The sequence below is a fragment of the Pseudomonas sp. Pseusp3 genome (assembly GCF_047304225.1).
Lineage (GTDB): Bacteria > Pseudomonadota > Gammaproteobacteria > Pseudomonadales > Pseudomonadaceae > Aquipseudomonas > Aquipseudomonas fluorescens_CD.
In genome coordinates, this window is record NZ_JBGLYV010000122.1 from 1 (window position 1) to 15,623 (window position 15,623).

15 protein-coding genes, 1 tRNA gene and 1 pseudogene are annotated in these 15,623 nt (G+C 57.2%); 7 read left to right on the forward strand and 10 right to left on the reverse strand.

Going from position 1 to position 15,623, the window contains the following annotated elements; genetic code table 11:
- A pseudogene (locus ACCD00_RS26915) lies at window positions 1-403 on the forward strand (hypothetical protein); the annotation flags it as partial.
- Between the two features lie 1,102 nt (window positions 404-1,505).
- Here ACCD00_RS26915 and ACCD00_RS26920 read toward each other — a convergent pair.
- The 5 genes from ACCD00_RS26920 to ACCD00_RS26940 form a co-directional block, all read right to left on the reverse strand.
- Window positions 1,506-2,246, reverse strand: a complete 741-nt coding sequence (locus tag ACCD00_RS26920; RefSeq protein WP_413428320.1) for a Mut7-C RNAse domain-containing protein — start codon at window positions 2,244-2,246, stop codon at window positions 1,506-1,508.
- A 122-nt stretch (window positions 2,247-2,368) separates the two neighbouring features.
- A complete protein-coding gene (locus ACCD00_RS26925; protein ID WP_413428321.1) occupies window positions 2,369-3,169 on the reverse strand; it encodes a 2OG-Fe(II) oxygenase in 801 nt (266 codons plus the stop codon).
- 83 nt (window positions 3,170-3,252) lie between these two features.
- Window positions 3,253-4,062, reverse strand: a complete 810-nt coding sequence (locus ACCD00_RS26930; protein ID WP_413428322.1) for a glycosyltransferase — start codon at window positions 4,060-4,062, stop codon at window positions 3,253-3,255.
- 199 nt (window positions 4,063-4,261) lie between these two features.
- Complete coding sequence (locus tag ACCD00_RS26935; protein ID WP_413428323.1) at window positions 4,262-4,450, reverse strand: hypothetical protein; 189 nt, start codon at window positions 4,448-4,450, stop codon at window positions 4,262-4,264.
- Between the two features lie 722 nt (window positions 4,451-5,172).
- Window positions 5,173-5,487 carry a hypothetical protein gene (locus tag ACCD00_RS26940; RefSeq protein ID WP_413428324.1) on the reverse strand — a complete coding sequence of 105 codons (315 nt, stop codon included), beginning with the start codon at window positions 5,485-5,487 and terminating at the stop codon, window positions 5,173-5,175.
- 509 nt (window positions 5,488-5,996) lie between these two features.
- Between ACCD00_RS26940 and ACCD00_RS26945 the strand changes: the two genes are divergently transcribed.
- Window positions 5,997-6,347, forward strand: coding sequence for a BON domain-containing protein (locus ACCD00_RS26945; RefSeq protein WP_413428325.1), 351 nt, complete (start codon window positions 5,997-5,999; stop codon window positions 6,345-6,347).
- A 331-nt stretch (window positions 6,348-6,678) separates the two neighbouring features.
- Here the strand turns inward: ACCD00_RS26945 and ACCD00_RS26950 are convergent.
- Window positions 6,679-6,766: transfer RNA gene (locus ACCD00_RS26950), tRNA-Ser, on the reverse strand.
- 123 nt (window positions 6,767-6,889) lie between these two features.
- On the opposite strand from ACCD00_RS26950, the gene ACCD00_RS26955 reads away from it, so the two are divergent.
- Window positions 6,890-7,561: a Bax inhibitor-1/YccA family protein gene (locus tag ACCD00_RS26955; protein WP_007995889.1), complete on the forward strand. Its 672-nt coding sequence runs from the start codon at window positions 6,890-6,892 to the stop codon at window positions 7,559-7,561.
- A 60-nt stretch (window positions 7,562-7,621) separates the two neighbouring features.
- On the opposite strand, the gene ACCD00_RS26960 is transcribed toward ACCD00_RS26955, so the two are convergent.
- Window positions 7,622-7,951, reverse strand: a complete 330-nt coding sequence (locus ACCD00_RS26960) for a YceK/YidQ family lipoprotein (protein ID WP_413428326.1) — start codon at window positions 7,949-7,951, stop codon at window positions 7,622-7,624.
- Window positions 7,952-8,007: 56 nt separating this feature from the next.
- A complete protein-coding gene (locus ACCD00_RS26965; protein WP_413428327.1) occupies window positions 8,008-8,445 on the reverse strand; it encodes an Lrp/AsnC family transcriptional regulator in 438 nt (145 codons plus the stop codon).
- Window positions 8,446-8,581: 136 nt separating this feature from the next.
- Here ACCD00_RS26965 and ACCD00_RS26970 point away from each other — a divergent pair, with 136 nt between their 5' ends.
- On the forward strand, window positions 8,582-9,475 hold the full coding sequence (locus ACCD00_RS26970) for a DMT family transporter (protein WP_413428328.1): 894 nt from the start codon (window positions 8,582-8,584) through the stop codon (window positions 9,473-9,475).
- A 15-nt stretch (window positions 9,476-9,490) separates the two neighbouring features.
- On the opposite strand, the gene ACCD00_RS26975 is transcribed toward ACCD00_RS26970, so the two are convergent.
- Entirely contained in the window at window positions 9,491-10,531 is a 1,041-nt protein-coding gene (locus tag ACCD00_RS26975) for an FUSC family protein (RefSeq protein ID WP_413428332.1), read from the reverse strand.
- Between the two features lie 44 nt (window positions 10,532-10,575).
- Window positions 10,576-12,201, reverse strand: coding sequence for an NADP-dependent glyceraldehyde-3-phosphate dehydrogenase (locus ACCD00_RS26980; protein ID WP_413428329.1), 1,626 nt, complete (start codon window positions 12,199-12,201; stop codon window positions 10,576-10,578).
- A 265-nt stretch (window positions 12,202-12,466) separates the two neighbouring features.
- Between ACCD00_RS26980 and ACCD00_RS26985 the strand changes: the two genes are divergently transcribed.
- The 3 genes from ACCD00_RS26985 (at window position 12,467) to ACCD00_RS26995 (ending at window position 15,552) form a co-directional block, all read left to right on the forward strand.
- Entirely contained in the window at window positions 12,467-12,853 is a 387-nt protein-coding gene (locus ACCD00_RS26985; RefSeq protein WP_413428330.1) for a c-type cytochrome, read from the forward strand.
- A 21-nt stretch (window positions 12,854-12,874) separates the two neighbouring features.
- Complete coding sequence (locus tag ACCD00_RS26990; RefSeq protein ID WP_413428331.1) at window positions 12,875-14,269, forward strand: D-arabinono-1,4-lactone oxidase; 1,395 nt, start codon at window positions 12,875-12,877, stop codon at window positions 14,267-14,269.
- 74 nt (window positions 14,270-14,343) lie between these two features.
- Window positions 14,344-15,552, forward strand: coding sequence for a DSD1 family PLP-dependent enzyme (locus ACCD00_RS26995; RefSeq protein WP_413428333.1), 1,209 nt, complete (start codon window positions 14,344-14,346; stop codon window positions 15,550-15,552).
- Window positions 15,553-15,623 lie beyond the last annotated feature (71 nt).

Genomic DNA, 15,623 nt, shown 5'->3' on the forward strand with positions numbered 1-15,623 from the left:
AGCCCGGGACGCTGCCCGGGCCGCGGCAGATGCAGCCAGGAATGCCGCCAAGGCAGACGCCGATGCGGCCAGGGACGCTGCCCGGGCTGCTGCAGATGCGGCTCGGAACGCTGCCAAGGCTCAGGCGAAGGCAGCCAGAGAACCTAGAGAGGCTAGAGAAGCTAACGAGGAGGCTAACGAGGCGGCCAGAGAGGCAGCCAGAGAGGCTAACGAGGACGTTGGACAGGCGGCCAGAGAGGCTAACGAGGAGGCCAGAGAGGCAGCCAGAGAGGCTAACGAGGAGGTTGGACAGGCAGCCAGAGAGGCTAACGAGGCGGCTAGAGAGGCGGCCAGAGAGGCTGGAGAGGACGTCCCCGGTGCCCCGGACGCGCGTGATGTCGATGTAGTTGAGGTGCAAAACTAGGCCTGCACGTTGCGCAATGAACACGGCAGGCATACCTGAAAAATACGTCCCGGGGGGCTGAGGGACGTATTGGCAATGAGTCGCAAACCCTGTTGAGTCACGGGGTTTGCGACTTGTTTTTTGAACTGTTTGAAGTTCGTTTGGTGGTTAGGAAATGCCCGGCAAATCGCCGGGCATTTTCATTCCTGAAACCTTGGTCGCGGGGATCAGTTCGCAGTTTCCGGTCGTGACTCGGCGTTCACCCCTTGGCCGCCAGTGGCTTGCGTCTGGTGTTGACCCTGGCCCGACAAATACGTGAGCACAATCTGCGTTATGGGGGCAGTCCAGGCAGGCAAAAACGGTCATGGCTGCCGTCGTGAATAACGGTGGCAAATTAGTGGCTATGCTTGCTCAGGTACCTGTACGCGTTGGAGGGGAACACCGTCCAGCAGGCTCGTGAAAACGTGATCACCTCTCTTCAGGCGTCATCACAATTTGCCCTTGTGCCACGGAGTCGTTACTGATATGAACAAAAAAAGAAGCTAAAGCCAAAATAAAAGACCTGCTCTCGTCCGGAGTCCCCAGATCGGAAGTATTCACTCAGCTTTCAGGCCAAGGGATCAAGGACAGTCTGCTTGCTCGCTTGATAGCTTCAACTGCCGACCCCTACCTCTGCGATATACATGACCGCAAGGTTAATGCCGCTATTACACTAATGTTTATCCAGGCTGCATTCGCTCTTCTAATCGGCTTTGGTATAGGTTCAGCTATTGGGCCTAACGCCAGATGGACAATTGGCTGTTTGAGCGCACTTGTTCCGCTCTTGTTCGCCTGGGGGTTCTACAATCATCTGGCAGGTGCTTACAATGCATACATTGTTCTATCAATGGGCTCGGCAGCGAGGCAAGTGGGAGGGTTGATTTCAGGCTCCATCTCAATGTTTATCGGCTCGGTTATAGGCATCGGAATGTTTGCTTTCGTATGTTACGTTCGCCAGAAGATATTTCCGGATTTGGTTTTTTTCACACCAAGAAAAATCAAGGGGCGATACGTGTTTTCCAACTAAAAAAACGGCTAAAGCCGTTCGGTTATCCCTGGCATTCAGCCGGCCCGATGCGCGCGGCTATCGGTCCAACAGAGGTGCCAGCAGTGCACACATGCCGCGCCAGTGCGAACCCTCCCAGTAAACCCGTTGGCAGGCGTCGCAGCGCAGGAAGTGTGAATAGAGAGTGCCAATGCGTGGTGGTACCTGCAGCCGGGCCAGTTCCGGGCTGATCTCGTGCAGCGGCAGATTGCAATGGAGGCACAGGCTGAATGGCCGCGCGCTACGCGCCAGATCGAGGCGCTCGTACAATTCGCGCAGTTGCAGTGAAGGTTTCAGGGCATGCACGTAACAGCCGTGGCTGATGATCCGCCGCTTGAGCAGTTCGCGGTCGCGGGTTAGCACGATGCGTCCTTGCTGCGCAGCGATCTCGGCGATTTCGCTATCCTCGAAGCCATTGTCGTAGAGGGTGTCGAAGCCGCTCATGCGCAGCAGGCTGGCCAGCCCGCCAAGGTGCGCATCAGCGACGAAGCGCAGCACCCGTAAAGGTTGTGCGCGAACCTTGAGCAGCGGGCTGATGTCCAGCGCTTCGAACTTGGGATACACCGCCAGCCGGTCACTGTCGAAGATCGCCCGCTCGAGGCCCACCGACTCGCCGTTGAGCAGCACCAGTTCGACCTCCGTGTGCGGTACTCCGAGCGCCTCGATCATGTGCTTGACCGTCGCCCCTTGCGCGCATTCGCAGGTGAAGGACTGCCGCCGTCGCTCGGCCGGCAGGAAATCGTTGAGCTCCTCGTAGAAGCGAAAAGTCGCACTGGTCATGCTGAACAGTATGGCAGGGCTGCAGGATAAGCGAGTCTGGTCCTGACATCTTGTCCGGCAGGCCCAAAACTACGAAACGCCCGCTGAAAGATTAAGCCGATCTTTCAACGGGGGGGGGCAGATTATTTTTTCTTGATCAGTTTGCTCATGTAGTACTTTAGGCTTAAACGATCTTTGGGCCTTGGTTTATAGTGGGTTTTGTTTCTTTGTGTGGGGTCGATCGCCATGGTTGCAGCGGTGTAGTAATAAAGCGCTATGGACTTGCGGGTGATGTGCTCTGGAGTCGTTAAAGGCTCTGGGTGCCCGTGATTACTGTCTTTGTCTGTGTTGAAAATGACACAGCGATTGTAGATTGGCAGGACTTTTTTAAGGCAGGTCTTCATCTCGACATCCCAGAGCTCCAGGTTGCCGCCGTATTCCTCTCGCCAGTCTTCGCTCAGGTAAATGATGACATTCAGTCTGCGCTCGACATTAAGCTTCTTGTTGAGCCTGAAGTCCGAATGCACACCCAGGAAACCACCGCTTTTCGTTTCATGCAGGCCGCCGCCGGTAAAGTAGGGGTCGGGTATCAAGCCTTCGATGCCTGTGAGCTTTTCAAGAAACTGCAACATGGGAGCCGAATTGAACGCGTTGAAGATAGTCTTCAGATAGGGGGTGCATTCGTTGGGACTGATTTGACGTTTTCGTTGACCTTTATAGCCGCGCTCATAGAGCATTTCGTTGTTGGTTGGCTCGATTGGGAAGTGCGAGCAGATGCTCGCAATCAGGTCTTCGTGCAAGAAGTTATCGATGACGATGTGCGGAAATGGCGTAGCCTGAACATAGCGACTGGTCAATGAGCCACCAAAGGCGCTAGCAGCGTGTTGGTCGAAATCAAGCTCCGGGGACAGGGTCATAGGTAGTGCTTGAGTGATGGGTGCCATTACCGCTCCAATAACTTGATATAAAGACTTGTGGGTGACATCAAACAGAATTGAATGCACTGCTCGTTGCGTCAATTCGTAGCTTAACTTTTTCTGTCATCCTTGTTCAGGCGCTTAAGGATGTTGTTGTACATTTTGGTTCGTCTGTGAGTCTTTCCATAACCGCCAGCCGCTGCGACAGTGCCGGCCTGAATATGATCCAGATAGCTGAAGATTTTACGCGGCGATAACATTTCAACGGCATAGCCAAGCTCGGTCATGCGGTCCTGGAGAGTATAGCCTGGCACGCGATCATCCATTGAAAAGTGCATGTTGTGCTGCTTGACAAGTTTGCAGTTCCACAACGTGCAGAAACTTTTCAAGTAGGCTTCTTTGTACGGTTTTGGTTCTCTGGAACGCAATCCCATAGAGATTTTCAGGCGTCTGTAGTGGTGTTTGAATAGTCGTGAGCTAAAGCGCCAAAGCGTTCTCGTGGTGCCACGGTTTATTTGCTCGACACAACCGACGGCTACGACTTTTGGGTTTTTTGTGCATTTATTGAGCATCATCGGAAAAACATTTTTATCGAAAACAAATGTATCAGTGTGCATCAGGAATAAATAATCAGTTTCAACTCGCTCTAAAACCAGGTCAAGTGCCTTGCCATGCGCGATATGGCCAGCTTCCGGTTTGGAAACAGAGCGCTCGATTAAATTGATCCAGTCAAGCGTTCGTAAATACTCAGTGCTTTCATCGGCGGAATAGTTGTCGACTACCCAGACTGGCACGCCGTTACTGCCAAAATGCTGGTGCAATAAGTCCAGGCATATCTTGGTGATTTCTGGTGTTTTGTAATTTACTATAACTATGCTGAAAGTCTTAGGGCTTTCGGCCGAAAAATCAGGGTTGCTCATTGTTTAGGTGCTCAATATTATTGTATTTAATTGCAGTAATAATTTAACCTGCATGCAGCTTTTACTTGTCTTTTTGCACAAAATTTTGCGTGGATATAGAACATAATTTGTTAAGTCATTTTGTCTTGCATAATAACAATGGCTTGCTCAGGCCTGATGGAGAACCGTAGATGCGGACTTCATCGTATAAGGATCTGCTCTATAGGTAAACATCCGTGACTTGATTCGTTATATCCGGAGGCGTCAGGCGAGCGTCTTGGGGGGCGGCGACATAGACTGATCCACGCTGCTCGACCCGGTTCGAAAGCTCCATGATGGCGGCTTCGAGGGCAAGTTGATTTTCGTTGATCCTGAACAGTAGGGAAGGGCGCAGATCTGAGTTTGGCATCGCCAATCCTCGGTTATGAGGTCTGCGTAGTACCAGGTTCCAAGAAGGGTTTTTCACGATTGACGGAGCGCGGGGAGGGGGTAACCGGGCCTGGTTCTGGAGCGCCTTTCGTGTGGCAAGCTTTTTGCCAAACCCCGGAAACGACAAAGCGCTGAAAAATCAGGGCTTTGTCGTATAAAGATGGCGGAGGCGATGGGATTCGAACTCATGGACCTGTTACAGTCGACGGTTTCAAGTTCGAGATGCAAGCGTCCGAAATTCGTGGCCTGTAGCTTGATTTCGTTCTAATACGAGCATTTTTTGGCCCCGCTGCAGGCCGCATTCTACAAGGGGTGGCACTAACGCTTTGTAACACTTTTTTGGCTACTTTGAGGGCTTGGCAATGGTGCCTACACGACGGTTAGCCGATTGCTGCCTGTCGCGACAGGCAGAGAGCGACCGAATATAGATAGTCCGTCCCACCAAAGTAAGGTTGCAGCATGAGGCCTGACCTTTCGTTCAAGCGGGCCGGAGTCAACCGAACTGAATCTTGCATCCATTGATACGGGGCGGCGGTCACTGGTGAGGGGGTAACCCATGAGTAACCCCAACCCGAAACGCCAAGGGCCTGCGATCATGCAGGCCCAGTACACCGCGATGGGTAACCGCTGTGGTAACCCAACAGCGGCATTCTGCTTGGGGCCAGTATCTACGCGGCCTGCAGGCATTCAGTGTGCGACCTGTCAAGCGGCACTCGCCTCATTGGCAGGATTCAAATAGCAGGCCATCTCCCGTTCGACAACGTCGATCTCATTTAGCCCCCAGTTTGTCAGGGGCGCGGAAGGTTTGCCGGTCGACGCAAAACTCGCCGCCAGCAGACGGGTCATCAGCGTCTTTGCCAAGTCCAGTTGCTTCTGAAGCTCCTGAGTCGTGCGATCAGCCTTGTCCAGGCGCTGTTGCAGGGCATCGCGCCCGGCAGTGATCTGTCCGATACTGGCCATCGTTTCATGTGGGGCGACCATCACTGCCGCTTTTTCTTCCAAAGATTTATCACTCATCAATGTGCTCGTTCGCTCAGGTTCAAGGTCAGGCGCGCGCAGGCCTTGCCTCACTGATATCGGCACGAGAGTTTATTCCTATAGTTTTCTATCGCACCTCTGCGCAAGGCGCCGACCAACGGCAGCGTAACCCATCAGCGACCCCAGCCTGGTTGCGAACAAGCATCTCAGCTGGCACTGGGTTAAGTGCTCGTATCTATAAACGTCCGTTCCTGGCCGATTCTGTCGGTCGAGATCGGCAGCCATGGGTTGATCAGGGCTGATCGCAATAAGGACTGTCTGGAGTGCTCTGTAGGTGTTGCGCCTGGCACAGAGCGACCAAGGCGGATGTTCACGGGGACAGCGCTCTGACCGCAGGCAACGGCCGTACTATAATTAGTTTCTGTCAATGTTTGCGTGGCGAGCGTTCCAAAACGAATCAGGTATCCATAGCGTTCACCTGACAGGCAGAGGGCAGCACAGCTAATGGGATGGACAGTACGTCTGATTACGCGAGAGAGGGTTCAGCCATGAAAATTCACTCCTTCCAGCATTACTCTCATGGTCTGGAAATGGCCGTTCACGATGCATGGATTACCGCCAGGGTGAAGTCGACCCTGGCATTTTCCGATCCGACCCTTAGCCTGCATATCAATGTCAAAACCCATGCGGGCAGAGTGGGGTTAAGCGGCCGCGTCAACACTCATAGACAGTGTGAACAGGCCATTGGTCTGGCCCGTTCGGTTCATGGTGTCGCCGAAGTCGATGCCAGCGACTTGCAGACCCATGTGTTCACGCCAGGGAGTTTTCCAGAAGCGCCCAACGCCGAAGAGAGCACAGAGCGCCGGCCACAATCGTCAACAAAGATGGACGACAAATGATAATGGCAACTTTGCAGGCGCCGCGCTCCCAGTCGGAAACCGAGGGCGGACGGAAGTTGATTTCCCGGGGCCTGATGAAGTCCACTCAGTTCGCAATCCCTAAGGGGGCAGGTCTGAGTCTGGCATCGAGAATCCTCGGTTATGAGGTCAGCGTAGCACTGCGTTTCATGAAGGATTTTTAACCGTTGGCAGGACGCCGGGGGAGAGGGAAAGTCAGGAAAGTTTTGTAGCGGTTACCAAATAGCTTTGTAACGCCCTCCAGAGGCTGCACGGATTCACAGACTCCAGAAACGACAAAGCCCTGAATAATCAGGGCTTTGTCGTATAAAGATGGCGGAGGCGATGGGATTCGAACTCATGGACCTGTTACAGTCGACGGTTTTCAAGACCGTTGCCTTAAACCACTCGGCCACACCTCCGTTTGCGTTGCGGGCGCCATAATACCTGAATGAAACACACTGTCAAACTCTCTGCATGGCTTGTTACAGAGCGTCTGTTATGATCTTTGCGACTGAACGTTTCAAACCAACAGGAGTGTCGCCATGCGCGAACAGGATTACGCAGTTAATAACAGCGTGCAGGCTGAGCAGCTAGAGGTTAGCCGCGTCCTGCGCAATACATACGGCTTGCTCGCCCTGACCCTCGCATTCAGCGGTGTGACGGCCTACGTTGCCCAGCAGATGCGTGTTGGCTACCCGAATATTTTCGTGGTGCTGATCGGCTTCTACGGTCTTTTCTTCCTCACCAACAAACTCCGTGATTCGGCGTGGGGCCTGGTGTCGGCATTTGCCCTGACCGGTTTCATGGGTTTCCTGCTTGGCCCGATCCTCAACCGTTACCTGGGCATGCAGGGCGGCGCTGAAGTGGTCAGCTCGGCGTTCGCGATGACGGCGCTGGTGTTTGGCGGCCTGTCGGCGTATGTGCTGATTACCCGCAAGGACATGAGCTTCCTCGGCGGTTTCATCACGGCAGGCTTCTTCGTGCTGCTGGGTGCAACGCTGGCGGGCATGTTCTTCCAGATCAGCGGTCTGCAACTGGCGATCAGCGCAGGTTTCGTGCTGTTCTCCTCGGTCTGCATCCTGTTCCAGACCAGCGCCATCATTCATGGCGGCGAGCGTAACTACATCATGGCTACCATCAGCCTGTATGTATCGATCTACAACCTGTTCGTCAGCCTGTTGCAGCTGTTCGGCATCATGGGGCGCGATGATTGATCGTCGGCCTTGAAGTAAAAAACCCGCTCAGGCGGGTTTTTTTATATTCGCAATTCAGGGCTATTCGACAATGACGATGCTGCCGTCGGCTTGCTGGCGGTAGATGGTGTAGGGCAGCAACAAGGTATCGAGTGCGCCGGAGATGACCACATCGATCAGCACAATAGCGGGGGCAGGGCCATGTACCTGCGCATCCCGGCCCTCTTCGAGGGGGGCATTCAGGAAGCAAAAATCGTAGGTCACGCCACTGTAGATGCGCGGTACCGCACCGCAGTAACTTTTTTGCTTCTTGAGGCTTTTTGCGGCCGCTTCGTCACTGCGCACAACTGTCTGAATCGTGCCGCAACCCGCAAGCATCAATGCCGCGAGTAGCATTACTGTGGTTTTCATACCGTCAATCCTTCGCCGGAAACCGTCAATCTACTTCAGTCTGAAACAAATATCACTCACGCCATGGGCGGCAACCGGCGCTTGACCGGAGTTTTCTTGACGATTGCCGTATTGGTTTCAGCGAGGGTGTTGAGGCGGTCGAGCAGGGTGTCCAGTTGTTCCATCGAGCGCACATGCAGGCGCGCAATGAAACAGTCGTCGCCGGTGACCTTGTCGCACTCGGTGAATTCGGGAATGGCCATGATTTGCCGTTCCACTTCCTGCAATTGCCCCGGCAACGGGCGAACGCGCACGATGGCCTGGAGTTGATAGCCAAAGCATTTCGGGTCGATTTCAACGGTGTAGCCCTTGAGTACTCCACGCTCTTCCAGGCGGCGCAGACGCTCGGCAACGCTGGGGGAGGACAGGCCACTGATTTGCGCCAGGGCCTTGAGCGAACGTCGCGAGTCTTCCATCAGAGCCGTGATCAGCACCTGGTCGATGTCATCGGTCATGGCAAAATCCTCTGTTAGGCACTTTTTCAAAACGGCCTTGATAAAAAAGGTCGATCTCGAGTTTAGCCTGCTTTTTGCTATGGAGTAGCGCCTGAGTGCATTGGCATACTTTGCCCACAAACACAGGAGTCTGATGATGGACAAAACCCTACGCCGCGGTTCGTTCGAAATGACGGCCGCCATGCTGATCTCCGGCACCATCGGTTGGTTCGTGCTGGTGTCCGGGCAACCGGTGCTGGATGTGGTGTTCTGGCGTTGCCTGTTCGGTGCCGGCACCTTGCTGCTGATTTGTGCCGCCTTCGGCTTTTTGCGCCCCGGTATTTTGACCCGCACCACCTTCTTGCTGGCGGTGCTCAGCGGTGTGGCGATTGTCGGCAACTGGGTGCTGTTGTTCGCCTCCTATTCCCGGGCGTCGATTGCCATCGGCACTGCCGTCTATAACGTCCAGCCGTTCATGCTGGTAGGGCTGGCGGCGCTGTTTCTCAATGAAAAGATCACCGCGCAGAAACTGGCTTGGCTGGGCGTGTCGTTTCTCGGAATGCTGGCGATTGTCAGCGCCCATGGCAGCCAGGGCGAGAGTGGCAACGATTACCTGACGGGTATTGCCCTGGCGTTGGGTGCGGCATTTCTCTACGCGATTGCCGCGCTGATCATCAAGCGCCTGACCGGCACTCCACCGCATTTGATTGCGCTGATCCAGGTCAGTACTGGTGTGTTGTTGCTCGCGCCATTCGCGCATTTTTCGGCATTGCCGCAGGCGCCGAGCGCGTGGGCCAGCCTGATGACGCTGGGCATGGTGCATACCGGCGTGATGTACGTGTTGCTGTACGGCGCCATTCAAAAGCTGCCGACGGCGTTGACGGGGGCGCTGTCCTTCATCTACCCGATCGCGGCGATTTTCGTCGACTGGTTTGCCTTCGGTCACCGCCTGGAGCCGCTGCAGTGGATCGGTGTCGCCGCGATCCTGCTGGCCGCGGCCGGCATGCAACAGGGCTGGTCGCTGAAGTTTCGGCGCACAGTGACGCCGTAACCCGCTACGTCGGCGTCAGATGTTCCAGCGCGGCGCGCTCCCGGCCAGTCGCTGGCGCATCTCGCCGACGTTGGCGGCCAGTTGTCGGGTCAGCAAGCTATACCCGTCCAGACTGTTGTAGATCGGCGCATCAAGGCTGACCAGCGGCAAGTCCATGGGCCGATTGAGCCGCTGGGCGGCACCTGATTTCAACGCCCGGGCCATGCCGATCAATTGCACGCGAATCTGTCGGTGCTCAGCTTTCAATGCCGTTTGCAGGAGCGTCATCGCCTCGGGGTCATTGGCATCCGGTCGGGTGTTGCCGAGGATTTCCAGGGTGCTGACGCACATGCGCAGGTTGCGCTGGATGGCATCCAGTTCGGTCATGGAAATCTTCACTTCCTTGGACACCGACGGCATCAGTGAGCGAAGTTGCACCATCACCGCGTTCAGGCGAGTCATGAGTTTGAGGTGTTCGTCGGCGGTGATGGCCTGGCCGTCAATGATGCGCCCGTAGGTTTTCGCGCAATCACGCAGCGCATCGGCCAGGTTGTAGCGCCAGGAATAAACCGCGTACAGCGGCAGGGCGAAGGAAAACGCCAGGGCCAGGGCAATGCCGATCAGGATATCCACTCCGCGCCACAAGCCATCGGTGACCGGGTTGTCGCCGTGCCCCGCGACGATGAACACGGTAATCGCCGACAGCAGCGCGGTGTAACCACCCTTGCCGATGGCGTGATACGAGAAAAAACCGCAGACCACCGACATCGCGAAATAGGTCAGCCAGGGCATCCCGAGCCAGGCCTGTTGTGCCACCAGCGCCAGGCCGACGCCGGCGCCGATCAAGGTGCCGATGGCACGCTCGGCGGCTTTCTTGCCGATGTTGCCGTGGTGCTGCAAGCCGCCGATCACCACCAGCATCGTCACCGACGCCCACTCACCGTGGGGCAGATGGATGCCGGTGGTCAGCAGGATCGTCGCCAGCAACCCGAGCGACACCCGCACCGCATGGATCACCCGGGCATGGCGATAGCGCCGGTACGGGTCCAGCAACGGCCGCAGCAATCGGCGCAGCAGCGGTGGCAATCGTTGGGCTCTGGATGTACTCAGGCTAGCTCTCCTCAGAAGATGTAGTCGGTGGTCAGGAAGCTCGAACTGCGGCCGCTGATGATCTCGCTGATCAGGTCCTTGTTGGTCTCCTGGAACTTGGTGGCCACCAGGGTGCGGATTGAAAACACCCGCAGTGCGTCATGGACCGACAAGGTGCCTTCGGCGGAGTTCTTGCGACCATTGAAGGGGTAGGTGTCCGGGCCGCGCTGGCATTGGGCATTGAGGTTGATGCGCCCGACCTGATTGGCAAAGGTATCCACCAGCCGGCCAACCGCCACCGGGTTGGTGCCGAAGATGCTCAATTGCTGGCCGAAGTCCGACTCCAGCACGTAATCGATCACGGTATCCAGATGACGGTACGGCACGATGGGGATGACCGGGCCGAACTGTTCTTCCTGATAAACGCGCATCTGCGGCGTGACCGGGTATAGCACCGCCGGGTAGAAGAACGACGCACGCGCCTCACCGCCGTTGGGGTTGACCACCTTGGCGCCTTTGCTTTCGGCGTCCGCCACCAGTGCATGCAAATAGTCGACCTTTCCCGATTCCGGCAGTGGCGTCAGGGATACGCCGCTTTCCCAGGGCATGCCGGGTTTGAGGTTGGCAAGTCTGGCATTGAATTTGTCGATGAAGGACTCGACCACGTCTTCGTGGACAAAAAGGATTTTGAGCGCTGTGCAGCGCTGGCCATTGAATGACAGCGAGCCCGTCACCGCTTCACTGACCGCATTGTCCAGATCCACTTCCGGCAGGATGATGCCCGGGTTTTTCGCATCCAGGCCCAGCGCTGCGCGCAAGCGGTGTGGTTTCGGATGGAGTTTTTTCAGGTCGCTGGCGGCCTTGTTGGTGCCAATGAAGGCAAAGATGTCGATCTTGCCGCTGGCCATCAGCGCGCTGACCGTCTCGCGGCCGCTGCCATAGATGACGTTGATCACCCCGGCCGGGAAGCTGTCGCGGAAGGCTTCCAGCAACGGGCGAATCAACAGCACGCCCAGTTTGGCCGGTTTGAACACCACGGTATTGCCCATGATCAGCGCCGGGATCAGCGTGGTGAAGGTTTCGTTCAACGGATAGTTGTAAGGCCCCATGCACAGGGCGACGCCCAGCGGCACACGACGGATCTGGCCGAGGGTGTCCTGCTCCAGTTCGAAACGGCTGGAGCGGCGGTCGAGTTCTTTCAGCGCGTTGATGGTGTCGACGATGTAGTCGCAGGTTCGGTCGAATTCCTTTTCCGAATCCTTGAGATTCTTGCCGATTTCCCACATCAGCAACTTGACCACGGCGTCGCGCTGCTCGCGCATGCGCCCCAGGAAGGTTTCGACGTGCTGGATGCGCTCGGCCACGCGCATGGTCGGCCACAGTCCCTGGCCACGGTCGTAGGCGCGCACGGCAGCGTCGAGGGCGGTCAATGCGGTCTCGGCATCGAGCAACGGCGTGCTGCCCAGGATCACTTGCTCGTCGCCATTGGCGCCGGCCAGATACACCGGGCTGCGAACCTGGGCCAGTGGCCCGTTCCAGGTTTTCAGCACGCCATCGACCAGGTACTCACGCTGCTCGGTCTGGCCATCAAGGCGGTACTTTTCCGGGATGTCAGCGGGGCTTGGGAACAGGTTCTCGAGAATCTTGGCTGTGGTCATGTCGCTACCCCTCTGGATTGGATAATGCACTGATGAATCGTTTTAGCAGACCTCAGCGATGCTTGTCATGACTCATCTCAGCGTTTTGTCGCATAGCGTGATGGATGGCGGATTTATCGACGCCTTCCGTCATGGCCTCAGAAGCTCCCCTTGTTGGCCCCCAATGCCCTCAACCCGCCCATGCGGGGTGCCTTAGTGTTGACCTCTGCTTGATCACAACAAAAAAGTGCACCCGGCAGACCGGGCACCCAATGAGAGGACAGCCATGCAGGCAAGCCGGTTAACTGAAAAGCCTAGTCTTTGTTTGGCCTTGGCGGGGTGCGTCTTTGCTGCGTTGCTTGCGGGGTGCGGCGAAGAGCCGAAAAACCCGCCGAGCCGCAGTGAAGCAGGCGCCGCGAAGCCCGCCGACGCCGAGTTGGCGCAGGTTTACGACAACAGCTGCAAGCTTTGCCATGCCAACCCGGCGGCCGGGGCGCCGCTGACCGGCGACATAAAGGCCTGGGAGCCACGGGTGCAGCAGGGCGCCGACACACTGCTCGATCACGCGATCAACGGTTACAACGGCATGCCGCCGATGGGCATGTGCATGCAGTGTTCGCAAGAGCAGTTCCTGGCGCTGATTGCCTTTATGTCCGGCCAGCCAATCCAATAACAAGAAAGCAGGGTGCGATTCATGACGATGGACATGACACGGCGTCAGCTGTTGCAACGGGCGAGCGTCATTGGCGCCTTTACCGCGCTCGGCTCGACACCGGCATTGGCCGAACTGCTGCGCGCGCCACGGTTGATTCCCTGGCGCAACTGGTCGGGCGGCCAGAGTTGCCTGCCGGCAGCAAGGCTGGCGCCAAAGAACCTGGATGAGTTGACGCAAGTGGTGCGCCAGGCACCCGGCAAGATTCGTCCGGTGGGCTCGGCACACTCCTTCAGCGCGCTGGTGCCCACTGACGGGACTTTGCTGTCGCTGAGCTATTTCTCGGGTTTGCTCGATCATGATGCGAAAACCCTGCAAGCCGAGTTCGCCGCCGGTACGCCAATGTCACGCATGGGCACACCGCTCAAAGACATTGGCCAGGCCCTGCAAAACATGGCTGACATCGATTACCAGACCCTTGCCGGTGCGATCTCGACCTCGACCCACGGTACCGGCAAGAACTTTCAATCGTATTCGGCGCATGTCTGCGGCTTGCAATTGGTGGCCGCCAACGGCGACGTGCTGGAGTGTGACGCCAATCGTCACCCTGAAGTGTTCAGCGCCGCCCGGGTGTCGCTGGGGGTGTTGGGCGTGGCAACCAGGGTGCGCCTGCAAAACCGCCCGGCGTATCGCTTGCGGGAGCGGCAGTGGATCGCCAGGACTGAAGAGTTGCTGGAAGACCTGGACAAGAACACCCGGGAAAACCAGCACTGGGAAATGCTCGTGGTGACCCATTCCGACTACGCCTTGTCGATCGCCCTGAACGAAACCGGCGACCCGGCTACACCACCGGTCCCGGCAGATGAGGAGGGCGGCAACGAGTTCGTCACGCTGATCGAGAAAATCGACAAGTACGGCAGTGATTTCCCGGACCTGCGCCGCACGATGCTCAACAGCCTGCGCCACCTCGCCAGTTTCGATGATCGGGTGGGCGACTCGTTCGATATCTACGCCAACGTGCGCACGGTGCGTTTCAACGAAATGGAATATTCCGTGCCGGCCGAATACGGTCCAGCGTGTTTGCGCGAGATCCTTAAACTGATCCAGGACAAAGACCTGCGCACCTGGTTTCCGATTGAATACCGTTACGTCAAGGCCGACGACATTCCCCTGAGCATGTTCGAAGGCCGCGACAGCTGTTCGATCTCGGTCCACCAGCATTACCAGATGGATCATCACAACTTCTTCGCCGCCGTCGAGCCGATTTTCTGGAAGTACAACGGCCGGCCGCACTGGGGCAAGTTGCATACATTGAACGCGAAAAACCTGCAGCCGCTGTACCCGCGCTGGCAGGAATTCATCCAGGTACGGCAGGAACTCGACCCCAGTGGCAAATTCCTCAATGCGCATTTGTCATCGATTCTGGGGGTGAACTGATGGCCGTCAATCGCCGCAATTTCTTGCTTGGCAGCGCAGGCGTCGGCGCCTTGTTGGTGGGGCTCGGGGCATGGCTGCGGCCGGGGGACCGAGGTGCGCCGTACAGCGATTACTTCCGTACGCTGAACCGCGAACTCAAGGATCACGGCCCGATGCGACCGGTGATGCTGATCGACCTTGATCGGCTGGATCACAACATCGATGTGGTGATGCAATCGGTCAAGCGCGGCGGCAAGCACCTGCGGCTGGTGGAAAAATCGCTGCCGGCACCGGGGCTATTGGCCTACATCGCCCGGCGCGCCGGCACGCCACGCCTGATGTCCTTTCACCAACCGTTTCTCAATCATGACGCGGTGCAGTTTCCCGAGGCCGACATTCTGTTGGGCAAGCCGCTGCCGGTGCGTTCGGCCGAGTTGTTTTATCGTTCGCACAAGGGCGCTTTCGACCCTTCGAAGCAATTGCAATGGCTGCTCGATACGCCGCAACGCTTGCAGCAATACCTCGCCCTGGCTCAGGGGCTGGGCACGCGATTGCGGGTGAACATCGAACTGGATGTCGGACTGCATCGCGGTGGCGTCAGCGACCTTGGCGTACTCGGGCAGATGCTGACGCTGATCAGCCAGCATCCACAGCACCTGGAGTTCGCCGGGTTCATGGGCTACGACCCGTTCGTGGGCATGGGTGTACCGGGGATTCTGGGTTCGCCCGAGGAGTTGTTCGCCAAGGTGATGGTGATCTACAGCCGCTGCGTCGATTTCACGCGTCAGCAATACCCCGCTTTGTGGCATGGCGGGCTGACCCTCAATACGGCTGGCAGCCCGAGCTATCGCATGCATGAGCGCGAACAGCTCAGCAGCGAAGTGTCGGTGGGGACGGCGATGCTCAAGCCCGTTCACTATGATTTGCCGTCACTGGTGGAACATGTGCCAGCCGCCTACATCGCCACGCCGGTGTTAAAGAGCACCGGGGCGGTGAATATTCCGGCGCTGGATGACAAGTCCGGGTTGTTTTCCTGGTGGGACACCAATCAGCGCCAGACGTTTTTTATCTATGGCGGTCACTGGATGGCGGAGTTCGAATCGCCGCCGGGGTTGCAGAGCAATGCTGTGTATGGCCGTAGCTCGAACCAGGAAATGGTCAATGGTTCGGCGGCGGTGGGGCTGACGGTTGAGGACCAGGTGTTTTTGCGGCCGACCCAGACGGAGTCGGTGTTGTTGCAGTTCGGGGATTTGCTGGCGGTTCGGGGTGGGAAGATTGTGGATAGCTGGCCGGTGTATTCCTGAAGGATTTTCAGTGCATTTGCCGCCGCCTTGGGGGCGGGCGCCCCCCCCGCCCCCCCCCCCCCCCACCCCCC

Coding starts and splice junctions, on each gene's coding strand:
- ACCD00_RS26920 (WP_413428320.1), bottom strand. CDS start 2,246: ATGACCAGTGCGACTTTTCGCTTCTACGAGGAGCTCAACGATTTCCTG.
- ACCD00_RS26925 (WP_413428321.1), bottom strand. CDS start 3,169: ATGGCACCCATCACTCAAGCACTACCTATGACCCTGTCCCCGGAGCTT.
- ACCD00_RS26930 (WP_413428322.1), bottom strand. CDS start 4,062: ATGAGCAACCCTGATTTTTCGGCCGAAAGCCCTAAGACTTTCAGCATA.
- ACCD00_RS26935 (WP_413428323.1), bottom strand. CDS start 4,450: ATGCCAAACTCAGATCTGCGCCCTTCCCTACTGTTCAGGATCAACGAA.
- ACCD00_RS26940 (WP_413428324.1), bottom strand. CDS start 5,487: ATGAGTGATAAATCTTTGGAAGAAAAAGCGGCAGTGATGGTCGCCCCA.
- ACCD00_RS26945 (WP_413428325.1), top strand. CDS start 5,997: ATGAAAATTCACTCCTTCCAGCATTACTCTCATGGTCTGGAAATGGCC.
- ACCD00_RS26955 (WP_007995889.1), top strand. CDS start 6,890: ATGCGCGAACAGGATTACGCAGTTAATAACAGCGTGCAGGCTGAGCAG.
- ACCD00_RS26960 (WP_413428326.1), bottom strand. CDS start 7,951: ATGAAAACCACAGTAATGCTACTCGCGGCATTGATGCTTGCGGGTTGC.
- ACCD00_RS26965 (WP_413428327.1), bottom strand. CDS start 8,445: ATGACCGATGACATCGACCAGGTGCTGATCACGGCTCTGATGGAAGAC.
- ACCD00_RS26970 (WP_413428328.1), top strand. CDS start 8,582: ATGGACAAAACCCTACGCCGCGGTTCGTTCGAAATGACGGCCGCCATG.
- ACCD00_RS26980 (WP_413428329.1), bottom strand. CDS start 12,201: ATGACCACAGCCAAGATTCTCGAGAACCTGTTCCCAAGCCCCGCTGAC.
- ACCD00_RS26985 (WP_413428330.1), top strand. CDS start 12,467: ATGCAGGCAAGCCGGTTAACTGAAAAGCCTAGTCTTTGTTTGGCCTTG.
- ACCD00_RS26990 (WP_413428331.1), top strand. CDS start 12,875: ATGACGATGGACATGACACGGCGTCAGCTGTTGCAACGGGCGAGCGTC.